Source organism: Aquibium sp. ELW1220 (assembly GCF_030398385.1).
Classification (GTDB): domain Bacteria; phylum Pseudomonadota; class Alphaproteobacteria; order Rhizobiales; family Rhizobiaceae; genus Aquibium.
Map to the genome: position 1 here is coordinate 20,216 of NZ_JAOAOQ010000048.1, position 21,023 is coordinate 41,238.

Consider the following 21,023-nt stretch of genomic DNA (forward strand, 5'->3'; position numbering starts at 1 on the left):
ATGCAGACCGTCATCTTCAGAACCGCGGCACCCTACCTCGCCAGCCTCATGGTGCTGTTCTCGGTCTTCGTGCTGCTGCGCGGCCACAACGAACCGGGCGGCGGCTTCATCGGCGGCCTGATCGCGGCTTCCGCCTTCGCGATCTACGGCATCGCCTGCGGCGTGGCGCCGGTGCGCCGGGCGATGTACTTCCACCCGATGGCGATCGCCGGCTTCGGCCTCTTCCTGTCGGCGGCGGCGGGACTGCTGTCGCTCGCGATGGGTGTACCGTTCCTGACGGGGCTGTGGACCAAGGTCTACCTGCCCGGCGTCACCATCGACCTCTCCTCGGTCATGTTCTTCGACTTCGGCGTCTACTTCGTCGTCGTCGGCGCGATCACCTCGATCGCGCTCGCTCTCGAGGAAAGGGAGGAGGACTGATGGAGACCGCGCTCACCGGGCTCGTCGGGCTGTTCTACGCCGTCTCGATCTACATGATGCTGTCGAAGCACATCATCCGCGTGCTGCTCGGCATCGCCATCTTCGGCAATGCCGTCAACATGACCATCTTCACCGCCGGCCGCGTGCTGCGGGAGGTTCCGCCGATCATCGCCGAAGGCAGGACCGCGCTCGACGGGGTGACGGCCAACCCGCTGCCGCAGGCGCTGATCCTCACCGCCATCGTCATCTCCTTCTCCTTCTTCGCCTTCCTTTTGGTGCTGGCCTACCGCGCCTATCAGGAGCTCGGCACCGACAACACCGACGAGATGCGCATCGCCGAGCCGGAGGGCGAAGGCCTTCCGCCCCTGGGATACTGAGGCAACCATGGCAGCCGAAACCTCCGTGCCGGTGGACACCAGCGCCGCCTTCGTCCTGGGCGTGACGAGCCTGATCGACTGGGCCGTGATCGCGCCGGTGGCGCTGCCGATCCTCGGCGGCGCGCTGCTCCTGATGGTGCGGCACCGGACGCGGCTGCATGCCGCGGTCGCCTTCGCCGTGCTAGCCGCGACCTTCGCCGCCTGTCTCGTCCTCCTGTGGCGGGTGATGGGCGAGGGGACGCAGGTGATGACGATGGGCCGCTGGCTGCCGCCCTACGGCATCACGTTCCAGGCCGACATGCTGGGCGCGGCCTTCGCCACCACCGCCACCTTCGCCACCACGGCGGCGGCCGTCTTCGCCCTGCGCGACATCAACGCCACCGGCCGGCGCTACGGCTTCTATCCGTTCCTGCTTTTGATGATCGCTGGCGTGAACGGCGCCTTCCTGACCGGCGACATCTTCAACCTCTACGTCTGGTTCGAGGTTTTCGTGATCTCGTCCTTCGGCCTCTTGATCCTGGGCTCGGAGCGGCGCCAGATCGACGGCGCCGTGAAGTATGCCGTGCTCAACCTGATCGCCACGACGGTGTTCCTGATAACCACCGGTTATCTCTACGGCGTCTTCGGCACGCTCAACATGGCCGACATCGCGCGCAAGGCCGATGGACTTCGCGAGAGCGGCCCGCTGATGACGATCGCCACGCTCTATCTGCTCGCCTTCGGCATGAAGGCGGCGGCGTTCCCGCTGAATTTCTGGCTGCCGGCGTCGTACCACACGCCGCGGATCGTCACGTCGGCGATGTTCGGCGGCCTGCTGACCAAGGTCGGCGTCTATGCGCTGCTGCGCACCTTCACCACGCTCTTTCCCGTCGAGCGCGCGGTGCTGTCGGACGTCATCGCGGTGGTGGCCGTCCTGACGATGGTGCTCGGCGTGCTCGGCGCGCTGGCGCAGACCGACATCAGGCGCACCATCGGCTTCGTCGTCATCTCCGGCATCGGCACCATGCTGGCCGGGCTGGCGATCGGCTCGCCGCTGGCGCTGTCGGGCACCGTGCTCTACGCCATCCACTCGATCCTGATCATGACCGCGCTCTACCTTCTCGCCGGCCTGATGCGCGAGGCGGGCGGCAGCTTCTCGCTGCATGAGCTCGGCGGGCTCTACCGGTCGCATCCGCTTCTGGCGGCCATGATGCTGGCCCTGATGCTGGCCGCGGCCGGCCTGCCGCCGCTGTCCGGGCTCTGGCCGAAGGTCATGCTGGTGAAGGCGGCGATCGAAGGCCAGGCGTGGTGGCTGACCGGCGCGATCCTGCTGTCGAGCGTGCTCACCACCATCGTGCTCGGCCGTGTCTTCGCCCTGTCGTTCTGGCGCCCGCAGCAGGCCCTGGCGACGCCGGCCGACACCCGGCCGATCGACCCGATTGCCGGCTATGGCACCGTGCTCGTGCTTCTCGTCCCCGCTGTCTGGATCGGCCTTTGGCCCGAGCCGTTCCTGCGCATCGCGGAAACGGCGGCGGCGGGCCTTGCCGACCCCGGATCCTACATCGGCTCGGTGTTTTCAGCGCAAGGTGGATCATGACGCTCTATCTCGCCAATATCATCCTCGCGCTGGCCTGGATGGTGATGACCGGTTCGGCCACCTTCGTCAATTTCCTGTTCGGCTATGCGCTCGGTGCCGGCGCGCTCTATTTGATCCGCGAGCAGGTGGGATCGCTGGGCTACTTCGCCCGTGCCCGCCGCGTGCTGTCGCTGGCGATCCTGTTCGTCTACGAGCTCGTCCTGTCCTCCTGGCGCGTCGCCGTGCTGGTGGTGACGCCCGACATGAAGCTCAAGCCCGGCATCTTCGCCTATCCGCTGAAGGTCGACCGCGACTTCGAGATCACCCTGCTCGCCAATCTGATCACGCTGACGCCGGGCACGCTGTCGGTCGACGTCTCGGACGACCGGCGATTCCTCTACATCCATGCGCTCGACTGCTCCGATCCCGACCAGGCGCGCATGGACATCGCCACCGGCTTCGAGCGCAAGATCATGGAGGCCTTCCGGTGAGCGGCAGCGAAACCTTCCTTGGCGGTGCGGTGACCGTCGCGCTCGGCCTGCTGTGCCTGTCCTTCCTGGTGACGGTCTACCGCGTCGTGCGCGGCCCAACGCTGCCCGACCGGATCGTGGCGCTGGACATGCTGGTCGCCGTCGCGCTCGGCTTCATCGCCGTCATCGGCATCCGCACCGGCATCACGCTCTACATCGACGTCGCCATCGCGCTCGGCCTCGTCGGCTTCCTGGCGACCGTGGCGTTCGCCCGCTTCGTGCTCAGCCGCGGCAGCTATCGCGAGAAGAACGCGGCCGAGGGCGAGACCGCGCCAAGCAACCCGGAGGTGAAGCTGTGACGCACGTCATCACCAACTACCTGACCGGAATCCTGATCGTGATCGGCGCCGCATTCGCCCTGGTTGCATCCGTGGGCCTGCTGCGGCTGCCGGAGTTCTACACCCGCATGCACGCGGCCTCGAAGGCCGGAACGCTGGGCGCCTGCGTCATGCTGATCGCCGTCGCCGTCTATACCGACGACACCGCCGTCGCCTCGCGCGCGCTCGCCGGCGTCATCTTCTTTCTTCTGACGGCGCCGATCTCGGCCCATCTTCTGGCGAAAGCCGCCTATGCCGCGGGCTATCCTCTCTGGGAAGGATCAGTCCACGACGAGATGCCGCCGCGTGCAGCACACAAAGACGAATGAACCGAATGTGGCCGGACCAGATGGCGCGCTGATCACGATACAAATCCTTCTGATAATATTTTTGGATGCTCTGGTTGTCTCGCGGCGGTTGCAGTTCAGATGGTTCACAAACCACTAAACCGATTTGTTACATTATTTTTTCGTAATTTTCCGAAAACAGAATTGACTTGAAGACTATGCGGGCTCATTTATCAGAACGAATGGCGAGTCGTGCAGCGACGTATTCGCGGTTCTCAAACGCAGCGGTGCTTAGAACGCCGACTTCAATCCACTAGCCAACTCACTGGGGCCTGACCGATATGGAAATTTCCGAGTCGAACCTGACTCAAGGCAACATGCTCATCGAGCTGACCGCCGACGTTGTTGCCGCTTATGTCAGCAACAATCCCGTTCCCGTTTCCGAACTGCCGAACCTGATCGCCGACATCCACGCCGCGCTCGGCCGGGTCGGCACGGCGACCGAAATGGCGCCTGCCGAGAAGCCCAAGCCCGCGGTCAGCCCGAAGAAGTCCGTCCATGACGACTTCATCATCTGTCTCGAGGACGGCAAGAAGTTCAAGTCGCTGAAGCGGCACCTGATGACCCATTACGGCCTCACGCCGGATCAGTATCGCGAGAAGTGGGGCCTCGACGCGACCTACCCGATGGTCGCACCGAACTATGCAGCAGCGCGTTCGCAGCTTGCCAAGAAGATGGGCCTCGGTCGCAAGCGCAAGACGGCGCGCTGACCTGACCTGACGGTTCTTTCCGGGTTTGACGGCGGCGCCTCCCGGTGCCGCCGTCTTTTCGTCTGCGCCCGGGGCGGGCGGGGTCGGCGCCGCCCGGCTTTTCGCCGTCGCCGAACTGGTCGAGCGCCTGTTTCAGCGCGATGTGCCGGTTGAGGTCGTAGCTCCAGTGGCGCGCCGCGCCGCGCAGACGCTCGCGCTCGATCAGGCGCTCGAGCCGCTGCCGCAGCGCCGCCCGCGCCTCGCCGGCCATTGCCAGCGCGGCCCCGATCTCGACGCCGGTCGTCAGGAAGAAGGCGGCGCGGATGGCGGCGTTCCTGGCTTCGAGCGCCTTGCGCTCGCGGTGGTTTCTCGCGTCTTCTGCAAATGTCGTTACGGGGGCCTCCGGTGCGTGAACTGGAGGCCGCATGATGGGTGCGGGTCACGGGGGTGGGGACAGAATCCCTGTGAAAAATCTGCAGCCACTTTAAATCTGGTCGAAGAATCAATGACGTAGAAGAAAAGTGCGGATTCAGGTGTTGCGCTTTTGTTCACACCTTGCGGGGCTGCCGCTATAAGAGGAACATATTCCTATCACCAGGGGGAAATGTTCCGTGCCATCGTCAAATGCCAGCCAGATCCTTCACAGACCCACTGTGGCACCACCCGGCCACCCGCCTCAGGAGAGGGAGCACCGACGCGCGCCGCTGTCGCCGCGATCGACGGAGCGGGCGGTGTTCGTGTGCGACTGCGTCATCGACATCACCGCGGCGCTGTTCAACGTCAGCGGCCGCGAACTGCGCCAGGCGGGACGGACCTCCACGAGCGTCTCGCGGGTGCGGCAGATCGCCATGTATGTGAGCCACGTGGTCATGGGGCTGTCGATGTCCGAGGTGGGACGCGGTTTCGCCCGCGAGCGCACCACGGTGCTGCATGCCTGCCACCTGATCGAGGACATGCGTGACGACGCCGACTTCGATGCCATCGTTGCCCTGACGGAGCGCGTCGCGGGCGCTGCACTCCGCGGCTTGGAGCACCGCCGATGAAACGCGCGACGGACAAGGTACGGCTTCGGATCCTGCGCTTCCTGGCGGGCGGCGATGCTTATGTCGAGGAGGCGACCCTGCGCGGGCGGGTCCGGCTTCGGTCGGAGCGCCTCGGCGCGATCCAGGTGGAGGGTTCGGCGCTGGAAACGATGGCCGCGGCGGGCCTCCTGCAGCGCGCGGGCAATGGCTTGCTCCAGCTCACGGAAACGGGCCGCGCTGCCTATGTCCGGTTTCGGGGCGCCGAGCGGCCCTTCCTGCTCCCGCATGGGGAGGTGGGGACCGCGATCGTGGAGACCGAGGAGGGACAGCAGGCGGTGGCGGTGAACCTGGCGGAATCGCCGCTGGCCAAGCTTTCCCGCCTCCGCGACCGGGATGGCCGGCGCTTTCTCGACGACGAGCTGTTTCACGCCGGAGAGCGCTTCCGCAGCGATTATGGCCGCGGCCTGCTGATGCCGCGGCTGGGCGTCAACTGGGCCGCACTGGGCGGTGGCGGATCGGGAGGTCGGGGGGGCAGTTCGGTGGACCTGACGGACTCGGCCCTGGCGGCGCGCGACCGCGTCGACCGCGCCATCGAGGCGGTCGGCCCCGAGCTTGGCGGCCTGCTGGTCGACGTCTGCTGCTTCCTGAAAGGCCTGGAGACGGTGGAACTGGAGCGCGGATGGCCGGTGCGCTCGGCCAAGGTGATGCTCCGCGCCGCGCTGTCGGCGCTCGCCCGCCACTATGAGCCCCAGCCGAGGCGCCAGGCCGGCCGCATCCTCCACTGGGGCGCCAGGGACTACCGGCCGAAGACCGCGCGGACCTGACGCAGGCAACGGGGATCGCTATTCGTCGGGACCGTGCCGCCGGCACCTTGCGATCCCGCCTGTCTCCCGGAACCGGTCCGCCCGCTCCGGGAGACAGGCCCGGGACGGCGGCCGGCCTCAGGCGGGGTCGGCCAGCGCCATGCGGGCATCGTGGCGGATGCGCTTGACCATCGACCGCAGACCGTTGGAGCGCTGCGGCGTCAGGTGCTCGTCGAGCCCGAGCCCTGCCAGCACGCCCTCGGCGTCGGTGGCGACGATGTCGCTGGCCTTGCGGCCGGAATAGAGGGCCAGCATCAGCGCCACGAGGCCGCGCACGATGTGGGCATCGGAATCGCCGGTGAACTCGACGACCGGATCGTCGCCGCTGCCGCGCCGCGTCGTCAGCCAGACCTGGCTGACGCAGCCGGGCACCCGGTTCTCCTCGGTGCGGTCGCTCTCGGGGAAGGGCGGCAGGTCGCGACCGAGGTCGATCACGTAGCGGTAGCGGTCCTCCCAGTCGTCGATGAAGGCGAAGTCGTCGATGATGGACTGGATGTCGGCGGCCATGATGTGTCTTCGTCCCTGTTGATCCGCATATAGAGCGGAAAGCGGGACTGTTGAACCGCTCGGCCGACGATTTCGAACCTTTGCATCGAATGGAAAAAACGCCGCATGCACGAGGCCCATGCATGCGGCGCGCCATTGTCATGGCAGTCGATCAGAGTTTAGCCGGCCGCCTCCGGGCAGCAGGCCGGCAAGCGGCGTCACTGTGCGGGCTTGACCCCGCCGGTTGTGATGGAATCGCTTTCGACGGGCTCGTCTTCGAGCATCTGGTAGGCCATGCGGGCGCTCTCGCGCGCCCTGACGCCGATGGTGGCCAGGGCGGCGCGGCCGGTCTCGCAGACCTGCGGTTCGCGCTCGCACATGCCGCTGACGTCGCCGATCGCATCGCGCGCCGCCACCAGCGCCGCAAGCGGGCTGACCGTATCGGTACCCTCTTCCGGCGCGATCGGCAGGAACAGGAGAACCAGTGAAAACCAGAAGCTCGTCCGGATCAGGAAACCCATCGCCTCACGTCCCGTCATTCCCTGGCCCGCACCGTCAGGCCGCAGGCTCTTCCTGCCTTCCTATATCGCACGCCCCAACGTCCGATTGCAGCGCGCGGCGAAGTTTTCCTCAAATTGAATGCAAATCCGAGCGATCGGGCAGTGCTTTCCATTCGATGCAAATCCGCGGCATCGCGTGAACCGCGTCTTTACCAGCCATCCTGCTGGAATTGCAGGAAAACCACTCCCTGCGGCCGCCCGGCGCGGACCCGTTTCGCCTCGGCCCGCGGATACCGTTCGTTAACCATCAACCGAAGCTTGCGGAGGCGGGTTGGAGCCGTGGCCGTTTTCCACCGTTTCCGGAGCCTCGGTCACGCCCTGCCTTATTCATTCATTAAACCGGGAATGCGAGGTTCTGGGGGAACGAAGATCCGTCGAACGGACGTCAGTGAGCGCGTGGTGTTGAGTAAGCTTCCGACAGGAACGAGCGAAGGGTATTCGCGGCTTGGACAGGCCTGCGCCCGGCTCGTGCATCCGTCGATCGCCGATGCCGGCGAGCGCGAGCGGCAGCGGCGCCTGGTTGCGGTCGCTCTCGCGGGACCCATCCTCATGGGCGGCGCCTTCGCGCAGGTGCTGTTTCCCGGCACCGATCTCGCCGTCGCGCTCGCCGCCATCTGCATCGTCTTCGTCGTCGGCTGGACGGCCGCTGTCACCGTCGCCCAGACCGGATCGCGCGCCATCGCCGCGCCGCTGCTGCTTGCCTGCGCCACCGCGCCGGTGGCCATGACCATCCATCTCGCCGGTGGCGTCGCCTCGCCGCTCTTCCTCGCCTGGCTGCCGCTGGTTCTCGAGCCGTGGTTTGCGCTGCGCAGCCGTGCAGCGCTGCGTGCCGGGCTCGCCGCCATGGCCGCCGCGGTGACCGGCGCGGTCGTGCTGTCGCTGCTTCTTCCCGAAACCGTCCAGCCCGCGACCGGCGCGCACTGGCTGCTGCCGATCGCCTACGGCATGACGCTGTGGCTGCGCCGCGCGGCCTTCTCGGCCGACGTCGAGGCCGTGCCTGCCGAAGCGCCGCTGGCGTCCGTCGAGACGCTGATGCCGGCGGTGACGCTGCGGCTGGCGCGCGGCGGCGAGGTCGTCGACTGCACCGACAGCGCCCGGTCGCTGCTCCGGCTCGAGCCCGAATTCCTGTTCGGCTCCGGCCTCATGGATCGCATCCACGTCTCCGACCGGATCGCCTGGTTGACGGCGCTGGCCGACCTGCGCGACGGCGTCGAGCATCGCCACGTCGAACTGCGGCTGCGCCTGCCTGCCGACGGTCAGCGCCGCGACGGCGGCTACCGCGCCTTCGCGCTCGACCTGATGGGGCAGGGCGCTGCCGATGCCGGCTTCGTGGCGATCCTGCGCGACAATGCAGAACTGGCCGGCCTGCGCGAGGCGCTGGCGGAAGCCAACCGCCGCGCCGAACTGGGCAAGGCGCGCTTCCTCGCCACGGTCAGCCACGAACTGCGCACCCCGCTGAACGCCATCATCGGCTTCTCCGACATGCTGGAGAGCGGCATGGCCGGTCCGCTGGCCAACGACCGGCAGCGCGACTATGTCGGGCTGGTGCGCGAATCGGGCGAGCATCTGCTGGCGATCGTCAACTCGATCCTCGACGTGGCGCGCATCGAGTCCGGCACCTATCCGATCCTGCCTGAGAACTTCCGCTTCGCCGACGCGGTCGAGACCTCGCTGTCGATGGTCTCCTGCCAGGCCAAGGCCAAGGGCGTGACGCTGGAGCGGGTGCTCGACGCGGCGTCCGGCGACCTTTTCGCCGACCGGCGCGCCATCCAGCAGATCCTGATCAACCTCCTGTCCAATGCCGTGAAGTTCACGCCGCAGGGCGGCCGCGTGACCGTGACCGCCACCCGGGACCCGCGCCGCGTGACGCTGTCGGTCGCCGATACCGGCATCGGCATCAGCGCCGAAGACCTCTCCCGCATCGGCCGCCCCTTCGTGCAGGTTCTCAACGACTACACCCGGCAGTACGAGGGCACCGGCCTCGGCCTGTCGCTGGTCAAGGGCCTCGTCGAGCTGCAGGACGGCTCGTTGACCATCGACAGCGCGCCGGGCGAGGGGACGCTCGTCACCGTCACGCTGCCGATCCGCACGCCGCCGAGACATCAGGACCTGTTCGATGCCGAAATCGTCGCCATCCCGCCAGCCGCAAAGCCGAGGACGTCAGCCGATGAAGCGATCCGGCAATCAGCGTGAACCGTCTCCGATCGCCGGCCTGATCGGTGGCGCCGCCGCGGCATCCGGCGCGGCGATCGCGGAGAATCCGGTCCTCGTCGGCTCCTCCACCGCCTTCCTGGTGGTGCTGTTCTACGTTTCGGCCAATGCGCTGTGGAACCAGCCCTACCGCCACCCCGGCCCGCTGATGGAGACCCGCTTCGTCGTCGAGCGCCCGGCCACAATGCCGGCGCCGCTGCCGGTCGCACGCCCCGAACCGGTGATGCAGCCGCCCTCGGCGGAAGTGACGAACTCGGTTCCGCCGGTGCAGGAACAGCCCGCGGCGGCCCCCGCAGCACCTTCTCCGGTGCAGGAGCGCACCATGCGCGTCCAGATCGCGCTGGAGGGCCTCGGCCTCTACCGCGGCACCGTGGACGGGCTGATGGGTCCGCAGACCCGCGCCGCCATCGCCGGCTACCAGAAGACGCTGGGCATGGAGGGAACGGGCGAGATCGACGACCGGCTGCTCGACGCGCTGGGCATCGGCGGCGACCGCGCACCGCATCGCGCCGCACCCGAAGCGCAAGCGCCCGCGCCTGCGCCGGCCGCCACCGTGCCGGAGCAGGCCTATGCCGCCGTTCCGGTCGCCGCGCCGCTGCCGCGTCCGCGCGATGCGGCCGCCGCGACCGAGATGCTGCAGGAGGTGCGCGCAGCCGCCGCCGTCCAGACCGACGTGGTGCGGGTGCAGGCCGGCCTGCGCGCCTTCGGCAACGAAGGGATCGAGATCGACGGGGTGATGGGCGAGAAGACCCGCGCCGCCATCCGCGAGTTCCAGTCGCTGTTCCGCCTGCCGGTGACCGGCGAGCCGGACGACCGGCTTCTGGCAAAGATGCAGGAAATCGGCCTGACGAACTGAAGGCATGAGCCCCGCCGGCCGCAGGAGCGGATCGGCGCGGTCGGCGAAGCATTCGCGGATTTGCAGGCGGCCCTCTCGTGACGGGAGACAGGCCGCAGGAAGTGCAGCCGCGGTCGAAAGACCTGTCGCCCCGACATAATTCCAGCGGAATTGCCGCCATTTCTTGCCCGCGGCCGGCCTGTACCGGCAGGTTGACAGGAAGCGCGCGGCCGACGTCTATTCGACGCCATTCGCGTCGGGAGCGAAGTCATCTCATGCTGCGCATGCTTGTACCTCTGCTGGCGATATTCGCCGTCCTGGCCCAGGTCCCTGCCCAGGCGCAGTCCAGCGCCTGCCGGATGCCGTCGGCCGATACACCGCCGTTCGAGATCCTCACCGACACGCCGACCAGCGGCGCGCCGCTGACCATTGCCTGGTCCGATCCCTGGGCTGCGCCCGATGCGTGCCCCGGCGCGCGCTATCTGGTGCTTTCGATGCCGCGCGAGGTGCGGTTCGAGGGCAGCGGCTTCCTGGCGCAGGAGCCGGGCGCTCCGGCACCTTTCGGGCTCGACTTCGCCGCCGACCGCATGCGCGTCTTCATCCCGCTGCACGATGCCGACCACGGAGCGGGAAAGCTCGACATCCTGCCCTACATGACGGGTGGCTTCACCCTCGACTGGGCGCTCGCCTATGTTCCCGTGTTCCTGAAATGGGCCGGCGAGCCGACGATCGCCGCCGGCGATCCGCTGGTGCTGGAGCTTGCGGCCGGGCGCCCGCGCATCATCGTCCAGGACCCGTTCGACGTCGAGGAGCCGAAGGAGACCATCCTGTCGAACGACGGGCGGTTTCTGCTCGAGGTGCGGGCCGAATCGTTTCGCGTGCTGAACGCGCAGACCGGCGCGCTCGTCCATGCGGGGCCGGGCTTCGAGCCGAACTTCTCGCCCGGCTCGCGCTACGTCCATGCGGTCGGCCCGACGATCGAGCTGGAGGAGGGAGTTTCGCATCTGCGCAGCGACCTCATCGTCGTCGATCTCTATGCCGAGCGCCCGGTGCTCGAACTCGACGGCGGCGGCGGATCGCGCAGCGGCTTCGTCCACGCGCTGCACTGGGCCTGGAACGACAGCCTGCTGTTCGTCGGCCATGTCGGTGCGGGCGCGGTGACCTTCAAGCAGATGCTGCACGACGACCGCGAGCCCTTCGCCAATGCCCATGGCTGCGGCGCCTGCACCTTCCAGAACGGCGGCGTCGCGGAACTGCGGGCGGCCGACGGTGCCATGAAGCTCGGCCACGGCCCGACCGGCGACACATACGACCTCGTCGACCTCGTCGATCCCTCCCGGCATCAGCGCTATGATTTCGACGCCGACGGCCCGCCCGCGGTGCCGGGCTTCGGGCTCGACGGTGCGGCGCTGGTCGAGACGCTGGACCTCGCGGCGTCGGAAGCCCGCAGCTGGGTGCTGTTCAATCCTGAAGACGACGAGCCGCGCGAGGTGGTCGCCAGCCACCGCATCCAGGACCGGGCGGGATCGGGTCCGACCCTGGCGCTGGTCGACGACGGCAGCGGCCTGACCCGCGGCGCCATGGCGCTGTCGAAGACCGTCGGCATCGGCGCGCAGCGCCGCGCGCTGGTGCGTCTGGCCGAATTCGGCGTGGTGCTGCGCCAGCCGCCGCGGCTGGTGCCGGCGCTGACGGACGAGCAGTACGACGCGCTGGACCTGCCGGAAGACGATCCGTCCTGGGACGAGCTGGACTATTACGACGAGGACGGCGAGCCCATCATGGAAAACCTGCGGGCGCTCGCCGCCCGGCCGCAGAACTGCTGGGCGGCCATGCCCGCCATGGTGGCGCGCCGGCTGACGCTGGACGAGGCGCGCACGCTCTGCGCCCGCGAGGCGACCGCGCTGCTGGAGGAGCGGCTCGACAACTGCATCGACACCGAGGCCTATGTCTGGACGCTGGCCGCTGCCGACGGCGTGTCGATCGTCTACCAGCGCGTCTGCCGCCTGGGCTCCTCGTCGGCGGCCTACGGGCTGGTCACGTTCCTGCGCCACGACCGCGACGGACAGCGTGCCGAACTCCTGTCGGGGCATCCGTACCTGTTCCTCACCGACGACGCCTTCGACGACGAGGCGGGCGACGCCGAGCCGGCGTTGAAGGGCAGCCTGCCGCTCTTTGCCGAGGCGCCGCTCATCGTCCAGGCGCTTGCGTCCAACCGGCTGGCGATCGCCGGCCGCGACCGGCGCATCCTCGTTGTTGATCCCGCGACGATGGACGTGGTCACCACCATCCGCTCGCCCTCCTCGGCCGAGGACATCGACCTGATCGGCCTGCTCGAGGATGGCGCGCACGTGCTGCAGCTCGACCGCGACGGCCGCTTCTACGTCTATGCGCTCGCCGACGGCGCGCAGACGCTGTCGGGCCTCTATGTCGACGACGAGCTGGTGGTGATGGATCCCGACCTGCGCTACCAGGCGACGCCCGAGGGCGCACGCTACGTCCAGGTCAAGTTTCCCGGCGACCCGGTGCTCTATTCTTTGCAGAACCTGGCCGCGCCGCTGCAGACCGACCGCCTGGTCGAGGCGCGTCTCGGGCGGCGGGCAGCCCTCGCAGCGCCGCCGGCCATCGGCCGGCCGCCGCAGGTGGAACTGGTGTCGCAGGAGGGAAGCCGCGCCCGCCTGCGCCTCTCTGCCGCGGGCGGGCTCGCCGGCCTGTCCGTCTTCCGCGACGGCATGCGGATCGCGCAGACGCCGCTCTCGGGCGACCGCGCCGAACTGGACGTCGACCTGCCGGCGCTGCCCGAGACGCGCTGGTTCGCCCTTCAGGCAAGCGACCGCCAGGGCCTCTCCAGCCGGACCGTGACACTGCCGCGCGCAGCCGCCTCGGCCAGCCCGGCAACGACCCCGGCAGCCGGCCCGGCGACCGGGCGCCTGTTCGTGCTTGCGGTCGGCACCGACCGCTTCGACGATCCCGGCATCTCGCCGCTCCGCTTCGCCGTGGCCGACGCGCAGGCCTTCGCCGCGGCGTTCGACAAGCCCGGCCGCTATGGCGACGTCGCGGTCGAGGTGCTGGCCGACGATCCCGACCTGGCGACCGCGCTGGCTGCGCGGCTCGATGCCGTCGCCGCGCGGATGCAGCCGCAGGACACGCTGTTCCTGCACATCGCCGGCCACGGCCTGACCGACGAGACCGGCCGGCTGTACCTCGCGCACCGGACAACGCGCGTCGCCGACCTGGCGGCGACCGCGCTGTCCTTCGACGCGCTCGCCGACCGGCTGGCGGCGCTGCCCGGCCGCGTCATGGTGTTCCTCGACGCCTGCCATTCGGGTGCGGCCGGCGCTCCGAGCAACGACGACGCCGTGGACGCGCTGCTGCGCAAGGACCGGCCGATCGCCGTGCTCGCCGCCTCGAAGGGCCGCCAGTTCAGCTACGAAAGTGCGGTCCTGCGCGGCGGTGCCTTCACCGGCGCCGTGGTCGCCGCTCTTGCCCGCCCCGACAGCGACCTCGACGGCAACGGCGTCGTCGAACTGGACGAGCTCTATGCGCAGGTGAAGGCCGACGTGGTGCGGGCGACCGACGCCAAGCAGACGCCCTGGATCGCCCAGTCGGGCTTCGTGGGGCCGGTGCCGCTGTATTGAGGGGAAGGCGGGGCGGCGCTGCTGCCTTGTCGTACCGCAGCGCGGCACGTGGAGATGGATGATGCGCCTTCGGTGCGTCATCAGGCAGAGCGAGCCGCAAGCAGGACTTTTTGCGTCAGTCGAACAGCTCGGCGTGCGAGCCCAGCCGCGTCAGCGTCAGCGTTTCCGGCGTGGATTTGGCGTAGATCAGTACCAGATCGGGTCTGACATGGCAGTCCCGGAAGCCTGACCATGGGCCTGAGAGACCATGATCCCGCAAGCGCTCGGGGAGCGGCTCGTCCCTGAGAAGCAGTTCAATGACCGGGACGAGCATGTCGTCCAGTCGCGGATTTGACTTCTTCTCGCGCTTGAAGTCGCGCTTGAACTGGTTGGTCCGCTCGATCCTGCGCATCATCTTGCCTCCCCTTCGGTCGAAGGAGAGATTTCGACGATCGGTTTGTCATCGACGATATCAGTCTATTTGAAGGATCTGTGTCAATCAGTCGGTCGCGCGGATTCGGGGGCGTCTGACTTCGGAGTGATTTCAGCTCTCGTAGTTCTTCTCTCTGGCAGAGGAGGCGGTTCAGGAGCTTGACCGAAGAGGCAGGACGCATCATATCCGGTGTAGCTACAATGTAGCCCAAAACGAACGTGAGTGTGCCGATGTCCGCTGCTGAAGTCGTCCGCGCCAGGATTGATCCGGACCTGAAGAGGGAAGCGACCGCCGTTCTCGCCGGCATGGGTCTGTCCGTTTCCGATGCCATTCGCATGATGCTCGTGCGTGTCGCCGCCGAGGGAGCGCTTCCCTTCGAGGTCAAGACTCCCAACCGCGAGACGAAAGCGGCGATGCGCGCCACAGAAGAGGGCGACGTAAAGCGGTTCGACACGCTCGGCGACTTGCTGGCCGACCTCAACGACGACTGAAGACCCGACCACGCGCATCGACTGATTTCGGGACGAACGCACGGCGGCTTCGAGCTTTGTGCAGCCAGAGCAGATGATCGGCGCGCTGCGAGGTCCTCCCGCGTCATGTTCGACGCGAACCACGCCATCGGGCCTGTCACAGTGTGGTAACACAGCTTCACTAGGCGGGGCCGAGTTTCCCCGGTTCCAAGGAGCACGCGATGAAGACGATTCTGAAGGCTTTCGTGGCAGGCGCGGCCCTGCTCGGCGCGGCGACCGGCGCCCTGGCGCTCGAAGGCAGCCTGACCCTCTACACCAGCCAGCCGAACAACGACGCCCAGCAGACCATCGACGCCTTCATGGCCAGGCACCCGGACGTGAAGGTCACCTTCGTGCGCGACGGCACGACGAAGCTGATGGCGCGGCTGCAGGCCGAGCTGGAAGCCGGTGCCTCGCCGGCCGACCTGCTCCTGATCGCCGACAGCGTGACGATGGAAGACATGGCTAAAGCCGGCCGGCTGATGGCCTATCCGCAGGCCGACGTATCGGCCTACGACCCGGCGATCCAGGATCCGGAGCGGATGTGGTTTCCCACCAAGCTGATCACCACCGGCATCGTCTACAACACCAGCGCCCCGATGAAGCCGACGTCCTGGAGCGATCTCCTGAAGGAGGAGGCCAAGGGCCAGGTGGCGATGCCGTCGCCGCTGACCTCGGGCGCGGCGCTGATCCACACGCAGGCGATCGTCGCCAACCTGGAACAGGGCTGGGACTATTACGAGCAGCTGGCCGCCAACGGCGCGCAGGCGTCGGGCGGCAATGGCGGCGTGCTGCAGGCCGTTGCCGGCGGCGAGAAGCTCTACGGCATGATCGTGGAGTTCCTGCCGATCCGCGAGAAGGCCAAGGGCGCGCCGGTGGAGTTCGTCTTCCCGGCCGAGGGCGTCTCGGCGATTTCCGAGCCGGTCGCCATCATGGCCGGCACAAAGAATGCCGAGGCCGCAAAGGCGTTCGTCGACTTCCTCGTCTCGCGCGAGGGCCAGGAGATGGCCGCTGCGCAGGGCTACATGCCGGCGCATCCCGACGTTGCCGCCCCGGCGGGCTTCCCCGCGCTGGCCGACATCGAGATCCTGCCGCTCGATCCGGCGAAGGCTCTCGAGACGGCCGAAGCCGACAAGGCGACCTTCGCCGGCATGTTCGGCCAGAACTGATCCCGGGGCCGCCGCGCGTCAGACCAACGTGACATTTCGACCTTTCGCGTCCCGCCGTGCCACGTCCTCCGGCGAGGCGCGCCTCTGGTCCGACAACGAGGGCGGCTTCATGGCCGCCCTCGTCGTCGTCGCGGTCCTCGTCTTCTGCCTGCTGCCGGTCGTCCAGCTCGTCTCGGTCGGCGCAAGCGTCGTCCGGGAAGACCCGGCTGCCGCAATCGGTCTTCTCACCGGACCTTCGGTCACCCGGGCGACCGTGAACAGCCTGATCATCGCGGCAGGCTCGACGGCGCTTGCGGTGGTGCTCGGCGGCCTGGTGGCGCTGGTGCTGGCGACGATGGCGCTGCCGACGCGGCGCGCGCTGGCCTTCCTGTTCGTGCTCTCGCTGATGGTCGCGCCGCAGGTCTCGGCGCTCGCCTTCAAGACGCTGGCCGGCCCGTCCTCGCCGATCCTCAATGCCGTGGGGCTCGCCCCGCCGCCCGGCACCGCCAATCCGATGCTGGGCTTTGCCGGCGTCATCCTCGTCATGGGCCTGCACCACGCGCCGCTCGTCGCCATCATCCTGGCGTCGGGCCTCGTGCGCGTGCCCCAGGCGCTGATCGAGGCGGCAAGGCTCGACGGCGCCCGGCCGCTGGCGATCGTCGGCCAGGTGATCCTGCCCGTCATCCGGCTCAACATCCTGTCGGCCGTGCTGCTCGCTTTCGTGGCCGGCGTCGGCAATTTCGGCATTCCGGCGCTGCTCGGCCTGCCGGTCGGCGTCACCACGCTGCCGACCACCGTCTACCGGCAGCTGGCGAGCTTCGGCCGCGGCGCCATCAACGACGCCGCGCTGGTCTCGCTGCTGATCGCGCTGATCGCCGGCGTGGCCGTCGTGGCCTCGACCGTCGCGACCGCGCGGCGCGCCGTGCGCACCGACATGGAGCGCGGCCTGGAACCCTTCGTCCATCGCCGCGCGATCACGCTGCCCGCAGAGGCGCTGCTGTGGCTCGTCTTCGCCGCGACCATCCTCCTGCCGCTGGCCTCGCTCGTCGCCAAGTCGCTGGTGCCCGCCTATGGCGTGACGCTGACCTGGGAGACGCTGACCTTTGCGCAGTACACCGAGACGATGTGGGGCCAGGCGCTGATCCGCCGCGCCTTCGCCAATTCGCTGACCTATGCCGGCGGCGCCGCGCTGATCCTGGCGGTGCTGTCGCTGCTCGCAGCCTACGCGCTCGACCGGCGGCTGGCCTTCGCGCGCATGGTGATCCTGCCGGTGGTGGAGATGCCCTATGCGCTGCCCGGCGTCGTCGTGGCCATTGCCTGCATCCTGCTCTTCGTCAACCCGCTGCCACTGGTGGGCGTCTCGATCTATGGCACCGCCTGGATCATCCTCTTTGCCTATCTCGCCTCCTTCCTCGCCATCGCGCTGAAGCCGGTGCTGGCGGCGGTCGCCTCGCTGGAGCGTGATGTGGAGGAAGCGGCGCTGATGGACGGTGCGGGCATCGCCAAGCGCATCGCCACCATCATCCTGCCGATCGTCCTGCCCTCGGTGGTGGCCGGCGGCCTGATGGTGTTCCTGCTCGCCTTCAACGAACTCACCATCTCGGCCCTGCTCTGGTCGGCGGGCACGGAGACGCTGGGCGTGGCGCTGCTCAACCTCGAGGATGCCGGCCTCGGCGCGGAATCGGCCGCGCTCGCCGTGGTCGCGACCGCCGTCATCGCCGCGCTGATGCTGCTGCTGGAAGCGACGAGCAGATACTTTCCGGAAAACGCACTGCCGTGGCGGCAGCTGTGTGGCGGGAAGGATGGCGGATAGGGGAGGGGACGAGGGTTGCGTGTGCCCGCGGCGCGGGACCGGAGCTTCCCTCGGACGGTTCGCGACATCCCGGGGTCGAAACGCTTGCCGGCCGCCCGCATTCGCCACTGCGGATGCCTGCACGGGGCGGCCGTGCGACGTGCGACGTTCTGAGGCGGTGACGTTCGGGAACGGTGCCCCATATCCATGTCATGCACACGCTCACCATCTGGTTCGACGGTTCCTGCCCGCTCTGCACGCGCGAGATCAGGCTGATGAAGCGCCTCGACCGCCGGGGTGCGATCGAGTTCATAGACGTCGCGGCATCCGACGCCGTCGACTGCCCCGTCGACCGCGGCGAACTGCTCGCCCGGTTTCACGCTCGCGAGAACGGCGTGCTGCTGTCGGGTGCCGGGGCCTTCGCGGCCATGTGGCGGGCGATCCCGCTTTTGCGTCCCATCGGCCTTCTGGCACGCATCCCGCTGGTGCTGGCCCTCATGGAGCGGTGTTACGTGGCCTTCCTGCGCGTTCGACCGAGGCTGCAGCGCCTGGCCCGCTCGCCGGAGGCTGCATGATGCGCAGGGGCGAACCGGTCGGTCCCGGCCAGGAAAGCGTGTGGGCCTATCCTCGCCCGGCCATCGCCGAGCCGAGCCCCTGCCACATCGTCATCGAGCATGGCGGGCGACGGATCGCCGACACCCGGTCGGCCGTGCGGACGCTCGAGACCAGCCACCCGCCATCCTACTACATCCCGCCGGCCGACATCGCGCCCGGCGTGCTTCGCAGGGCGGAAGGAACCTCGCTCTGCGAGTGGAAGGGCGCCGCCGTCTACTGGGACGTGGTGGCGGGAGACATCGTGCTGCCGAGGGTCGGCTGGAGCTACCCCAGCCCGACGCCGGCCTTTGCGCTCCTGCGCGACCACGTCGCCTTCTATGCCGGGCCGTTCGACCGGTGCAGCGTGGACGGCGAGACGGTGACGCCCCAGGCCGGCCGTTTCTACGGCGGATGGATCACCAGCCGGGTCGTCGGCCCGTTCAAGGGCGGGCCTGGGACCATGGGATGGTGACCCGATGACGGTCGAGCGTCGTCGCCGGGGATCCTCCGCTCATCCGGTGCGGGACGCATGACCATGGCGATGCGTCTGGAACGGGCGGTCGTCGTCGGTGCGTCCGGCGGCATCGGCGGCGCGCTTGCGGTGGCGCTGGCCGACCGCGGCACCAGGGTCCATGCCCTGTCGCGCCGCGGCGTGGCGGCGGATGCGCGGCTTGCGGCCGGGATCATCGACATCGAGGACGAGACCAGCATCGCCGATGCGGCTGCGGCCCTGCGCGCCGAGGGGCCGCTCGACCTCGTGCTCGTCGCGACCGGGCTGCTGCACGCCGACAGGATCGCGCCCGAGAAGAGCCATCGCCAGCTCTCGGCCGCATCGTTCGAGCGGTATTTCGCGATCAATGCGACCGGGCCGGCGCTGGTCGCCAAGCACTTCCTGCCGCTTCTGCGCAGCGACCGCCCATCCGTGTTCGCCGCCCTGTCCGCCAGGGTCGGGAGCATCGGCGACAATCGGCTGGGCGGCTGGTACGGCTACCGCGCCTCGAAGGCGGCGCTCAACATGATCGTGAAGACGCTCGCCGTCGAACTGGCGCGGACTCATCCGCAGGCCGCCTGCGTCGCGCTGCATCCCGGCACCGTCGCGACCGACCTCAGCCAGCCGTTCCTCCGAGGCGTGCCGGCCGACAGGCGCTTTTTGCCCGACATCGCGGCAAAGCACCTGCTCGACGTCATCGCCGACCTGAGTGCGGCGGAAAGCGGCAGCATCCTGGCCTGGGACGGGTCCAGGATAACGCCGTAGCGGATCGCTCTTTCGGTCGCCGCCTTCCCCCATCCCCGCCCGCCCGCTACAACGGCCTCGACCCTTCCACGCGAGCCAGACCTGCCGTGCCACGCCTGACCTCCGATTTCTTCGTCTCCGCGCTGACGCGCCGCGTGTTCAACGCAGGCGGGTTCGCGGCGGTGATGCGCAAGGGGGCGGCGGAGGCGGGGGCGGTGTTCCTGGTGTTTCGCGGGCGCGACGGGCTCGGCCAGCTGGTCGGCCCGGCGCCGCAGTCGGGCTATGGCGAGGAGGGTGGTTCGGGCCGTCGGTTTTCGGTCGTGGCCGAGGGGCTGGACGACGAGGCGCTGGCGAGGCGCATCGAGCGCGAGGCGCGGTTCGACGGCGACGTCTGGTTCGTGGAACTGGACACGGCGACGCCCGCCGAAGAGCTGGTGGAAATCGTGGCGGCCTGAGGCCTTTGGACGGGCCGGGGCCGACGCCCGGGAAAGAGAGACGTCGGGTTGCGTCATTCCCGAGGAATGTGCAGAACTCTCGGCACTTCTTCCAACGCTCTCGGTTTGCTCTCATCCTCCCGCCGCTGCGCGGCGCGAGGCAGCACCCCCTCTCCGTCATCGCTTCGCGACGACACCTCTCCCCCTGCCCGGGGGAGAGGATACCAAGCTGGATGGGTGTCGCGGCGCTCGTGTTGGTGACGACAAGCGGCGAGCCTTCCTGTCCGACGACGCCAAAGTCCGCGTGAAGGAATCCGCCCGGCCGCAGCGTTGCCGCCCGTCCGCTCCTCGGGCAGGGGCGGCGTCGATGCGCCGTGCATGAACCGGATCGGGTGCCCGGGCCGCGCCTACGACGCCCTGATGTCGCCGCGCGGCGGGAGCGGGTGGATGGAGGCCTGGCCGGTGGCGCGGGAGGGGGTCGAGCGGGGCGAGAGGCGGTCGGTGCGCCAGGCCAGCACGATGCCGGTGGCGGCGGCGGCCGGGAAGGCGCGGTAGCGCTCGAGGAACAGGCGGATGGCGCTGGTGCGCGAGAACCGTTCCGGGCAGGCGGCGCAGACGAGCAGGAAGGCTTCCTCCTCCGACAGGTCGATGTGGCGGAAGGCGGCGATCATGTCGTCGTAGCTGCGCGAGGCGGCAATCGAGCGGGCAGTCTCGGCGCCGATGCCGAGCGCCTGCGCCAGCGCCTCGCGGAATGTCAGCGCGCTGCCTGAGAGCAGTGTCGCCTTCAGCCGCTGATAGTCGTCCTCGTGCGCCAGCCGCTCGGCGGAGCGGACGGTCGACGTCCGCCGCGGCCGCTGGCCGGCCATGATCGCGCGCAGGTCGCGGCGGACGGCCTCGGCGGCGTCACGCACGGCGTCCGGCACCAGGCCCGCAGCAGAGCCGGTCGCGGGCTCGCCCGCGGCCTGGCCGGATGCGGCCGGGGCAGGGGACGCGCCGGCGCCCGCGGACGCGGCGACGGGGCCTGCGGCATGCGCCGGCGCGACCGGTGCCGCA

The 21,023-nt window shown here is 68.9% G+C and carries 22 protein-coding genes and 2 pseudogenes; 19 read left to right on the top strand and 5 right to left on the bottom strand.

What is annotated here, in order from left to right:
• The 7 genes from N1F91_RS26830 to N1F91_RS26860 all read left to right on the top strand — a co-directional run bounded on the left by N1F91_RS26830 (window position 1) and on the right by N1F91_RS26860 (window position 4,256).
• Entirely contained in the window at window positions 1-420 is a 420-nt protein-coding gene (locus N1F91_RS26830; protein WP_289996728.1) for a Na+/H+ antiporter subunit B, read from the top strand.
• Window positions 420-797, top strand: coding sequence for a Na+/H+ antiporter subunit C (locus tag N1F91_RS26835; RefSeq protein WP_289996729.1), 378 nt, complete (start codon window positions 420-422; stop codon window positions 795-797). The genes N1F91_RS26830 and N1F91_RS26835 overlap by 1 nt, the downstream gene beginning before the upstream one ends.
• A 7-nt stretch (window positions 798-804) precedes the next feature.
• Window positions 805-2,373: a Na+/H+ antiporter subunit D gene (locus tag N1F91_RS26840; RefSeq protein WP_289996731.1), complete on the top strand. Its 1,569-nt coding sequence runs from the start codon at window positions 805-807 to the stop codon at window positions 2,371-2,373.
• Window positions 2,370-2,843: a Na+/H+ antiporter subunit E gene (locus tag N1F91_RS26845; RefSeq protein ID WP_289996733.1), complete on the top strand. Its 474-nt coding sequence runs from the start codon at window positions 2,370-2,372 to the stop codon at window positions 2,841-2,843. Before N1F91_RS26840 ends, N1F91_RS26845 begins: the two co-directional genes overlap by 4 nt.
• Window positions 2,840-3,181 carry a cation:proton antiporter gene (locus tag N1F91_RS26850; RefSeq protein ID WP_289996736.1) on the top strand — a complete coding sequence of 114 codons (342 nt, stop codon included), beginning with the start codon at window positions 2,840-2,842 and terminating at the stop codon, window positions 3,179-3,181. The genes N1F91_RS26845 and N1F91_RS26850 overlap by 4 nt, the downstream gene beginning before the upstream one ends.
• The gene (mnhG, locus tag N1F91_RS26855; RefSeq protein ID WP_289996737.1) at window positions 3,178-3,528 is read left to right on the top strand and encodes a monovalent cation/H(+) antiporter subunit G; all 351 of its coding nucleotides are present in this window, start codon (window positions 3,178-3,180) and stop codon (window positions 3,526-3,528) included. Before N1F91_RS26850 ends, mnhG begins: the two co-directional genes overlap by 4 nt.
• Before the next feature lie 299 nt (window positions 3,529-3,827).
• Window positions 3,828-4,256 carry a MucR family transcriptional regulator gene (locus N1F91_RS26860; RefSeq protein ID WP_289996738.1) on the top strand — a complete coding sequence of 143 codons (429 nt, stop codon included), beginning with the start codon at window positions 3,828-3,830 and terminating at the stop codon, window positions 4,254-4,256.
• 118 nt (window positions 4,257-4,374) lie between these two features.
• On the opposite strand, the pseudogene N1F91_RS26865 reads toward N1F91_RS26860, so the two are convergent.
• Window positions 4,375-4,542 (bottom strand): annotated as a pseudogene (locus N1F91_RS26865) (cytoplasmic protein); the annotation flags it as partial.
• 424 nt (window positions 4,543-4,966) lie between these two features.
• On the opposite strand from N1F91_RS26865, the gene N1F91_RS26870 reads away from it, so the two are divergent.
• A complete protein-coding gene (locus tag N1F91_RS26870; RefSeq protein WP_289996740.1) occupies window positions 4,967-5,278 on the top strand; it encodes a helix-turn-helix domain-containing protein in 312 nt (103 codons plus the stop codon).
• Window positions 5,275-6,081, top strand: a complete 807-nt coding sequence (locus tag N1F91_RS26875; RefSeq protein WP_289996741.1) for a DUF6456 domain-containing protein — start codon at window positions 5,275-5,277, stop codon at window positions 6,079-6,081. The genes N1F91_RS26870 and N1F91_RS26875 overlap by 4 nt, the downstream gene beginning before the upstream one ends.
• Window positions 6,082-6,198: 117 nt before the next feature.
• Here N1F91_RS26875 and N1F91_RS26880 read toward each other — a convergent pair whose 3' ends face one another.
• Together N1F91_RS26880 and N1F91_RS26885 are read right to left on the bottom strand one after the other, a co-directional pair.
• The gene (locus tag N1F91_RS26880; RefSeq protein WP_289996742.1) at window positions 6,199-6,627 is read right to left on the bottom strand and encodes a SufE family protein; all 429 of its coding nucleotides are present in this window, start codon (window positions 6,625-6,627) and stop codon (window positions 6,199-6,201) included.
• A 197-nt stretch (window positions 6,628-6,824) separates the two neighbouring features.
• Complete coding sequence (locus N1F91_RS26885) at window positions 6,825-7,127, bottom strand: DUF5330 domain-containing protein (RefSeq protein ID WP_289996743.1); 303 nt, start codon at window positions 7,125-7,127, stop codon at window positions 6,825-6,827.
• A 441-nt stretch (window positions 7,128-7,568) separates the two neighbouring features.
• On the opposite strand from N1F91_RS26885, the gene N1F91_RS26890 reads away from it, so the two are divergent.
• From N1F91_RS26890 to N1F91_RS26900, 3 genes are all read left to right on the top strand, one after another.
• Complete coding sequence (locus N1F91_RS26890) at window positions 7,569-9,359, top strand: HAMP domain-containing sensor histidine kinase (RefSeq protein WP_289996744.1); 1,791 nt, start codon at window positions 7,569-7,571, stop codon at window positions 9,357-9,359.
• The gene (locus N1F91_RS26895) at window positions 9,334-10,233 is read left to right on the top strand and encodes a peptidoglycan-binding protein (protein ID WP_289996746.1); all 900 of its coding nucleotides are present in this window, start codon (window positions 9,334-9,336) and stop codon (window positions 10,231-10,233) included. The genes N1F91_RS26890 and N1F91_RS26895 overlap by 26 nt, the downstream gene beginning before the upstream one ends.
• A 254-nt stretch (window positions 10,234-10,487) precedes the next feature.
• The gene (locus tag N1F91_RS26900) at window positions 10,488-13,847 is read left to right on the top strand and encodes a caspase family protein (protein ID WP_289996749.1); all 3,360 of its coding nucleotides are present in this window, start codon (window positions 10,488-10,490) and stop codon (window positions 13,845-13,847) included.
• A 115-nt stretch (window positions 13,848-13,962) separates the two neighbouring features.
• Here N1F91_RS26900 and N1F91_RS26905 read toward each other — a convergent pair whose 3' ends face one another.
• On the bottom strand, window positions 13,963-14,238 hold the full coding sequence (locus tag N1F91_RS26905) for a type II toxin-antitoxin system YafQ family toxin (RefSeq protein WP_289996762.1): 276 nt from the start codon (window positions 14,236-14,238) through the stop codon (window positions 13,963-13,965).
• Between the two features lie 251 nt (window positions 14,239-14,489).
• On the opposite strand from N1F91_RS26905, the gene N1F91_RS26910 reads away from it, so the two are divergent.
• The 7 genes from N1F91_RS26910 (at window position 14,490) to N1F91_RS26940 (ending at window position 19,991) form a co-directional block, all read left to right on the top strand.
• Window positions 14,490-14,750 (top strand): type II toxin-antitoxin system RelB/DinJ family antitoxin, encoded by a 261-nt coding sequence (locus tag N1F91_RS26910; RefSeq protein ID WP_289996751.1) that lies wholly within the window; start codon window positions 14,490-14,492, stop codon window positions 14,748-14,750.
• 200 nt (window positions 14,751-14,950) lie between these two features.
• Window positions 14,951-15,937 (top strand): ABC transporter substrate-binding protein, encoded by a 987-nt coding sequence (locus N1F91_RS26915; protein ID WP_289996753.1) that lies wholly within the window; start codon window positions 14,951-14,953, stop codon window positions 15,935-15,937.
• A 28-nt stretch (window positions 15,938-15,965) separates the two neighbouring features.
• A complete protein-coding gene (locus tag N1F91_RS26920; protein WP_289996754.1) occupies window positions 15,966-17,729 on the top strand; it encodes an iron ABC transporter permease in 1,764 nt (587 codons plus the stop codon).
• 191 nt (window positions 17,730-17,920) lie between these two features.
• The gene (locus N1F91_RS26925; protein WP_289996755.1) at window positions 17,921-18,283 is read left to right on the top strand and encodes a DUF393 domain-containing protein; all 363 of its coding nucleotides are present in this window, start codon (window positions 17,921-17,923) and stop codon (window positions 18,281-18,283) included.
• Complete coding sequence (locus N1F91_RS26930) at window positions 18,280-18,774, top strand: DUF427 domain-containing protein (protein ID WP_289996756.1); 495 nt, start codon at window positions 18,280-18,282, stop codon at window positions 18,772-18,774. Before N1F91_RS26925 ends, N1F91_RS26930 begins: the two co-directional genes overlap by 4 nt.
• A gap of 63 nt (window positions 18,775-18,837) precedes the next feature.
• Window positions 18,838-19,557 carry an SDR family NAD(P)-dependent oxidoreductase gene (locus tag N1F91_RS26935; protein WP_354670567.1) on the top strand — a complete coding sequence of 240 codons (720 nt, stop codon included), beginning with the start codon at window positions 18,838-18,840 and terminating at the stop codon, window positions 19,555-19,557.
• A gap of 86 nt (window positions 19,558-19,643) precedes the next feature.
• Window positions 19,644-19,991 (top strand): DUF1491 family protein, encoded by a 348-nt coding sequence (locus tag N1F91_RS26940; RefSeq protein WP_289996760.1) that lies wholly within the window; start codon window positions 19,644-19,646, stop codon window positions 19,989-19,991.
• Between the two features lie 386 nt (window positions 19,992-20,377).
• Here the strand turns inward: N1F91_RS26940 and N1F91_RS26945 are convergent.
• Window positions 20,378-21,023 (bottom strand): annotated as a pseudogene (locus N1F91_RS26945) (hypothetical protein); the annotation flags it as partial.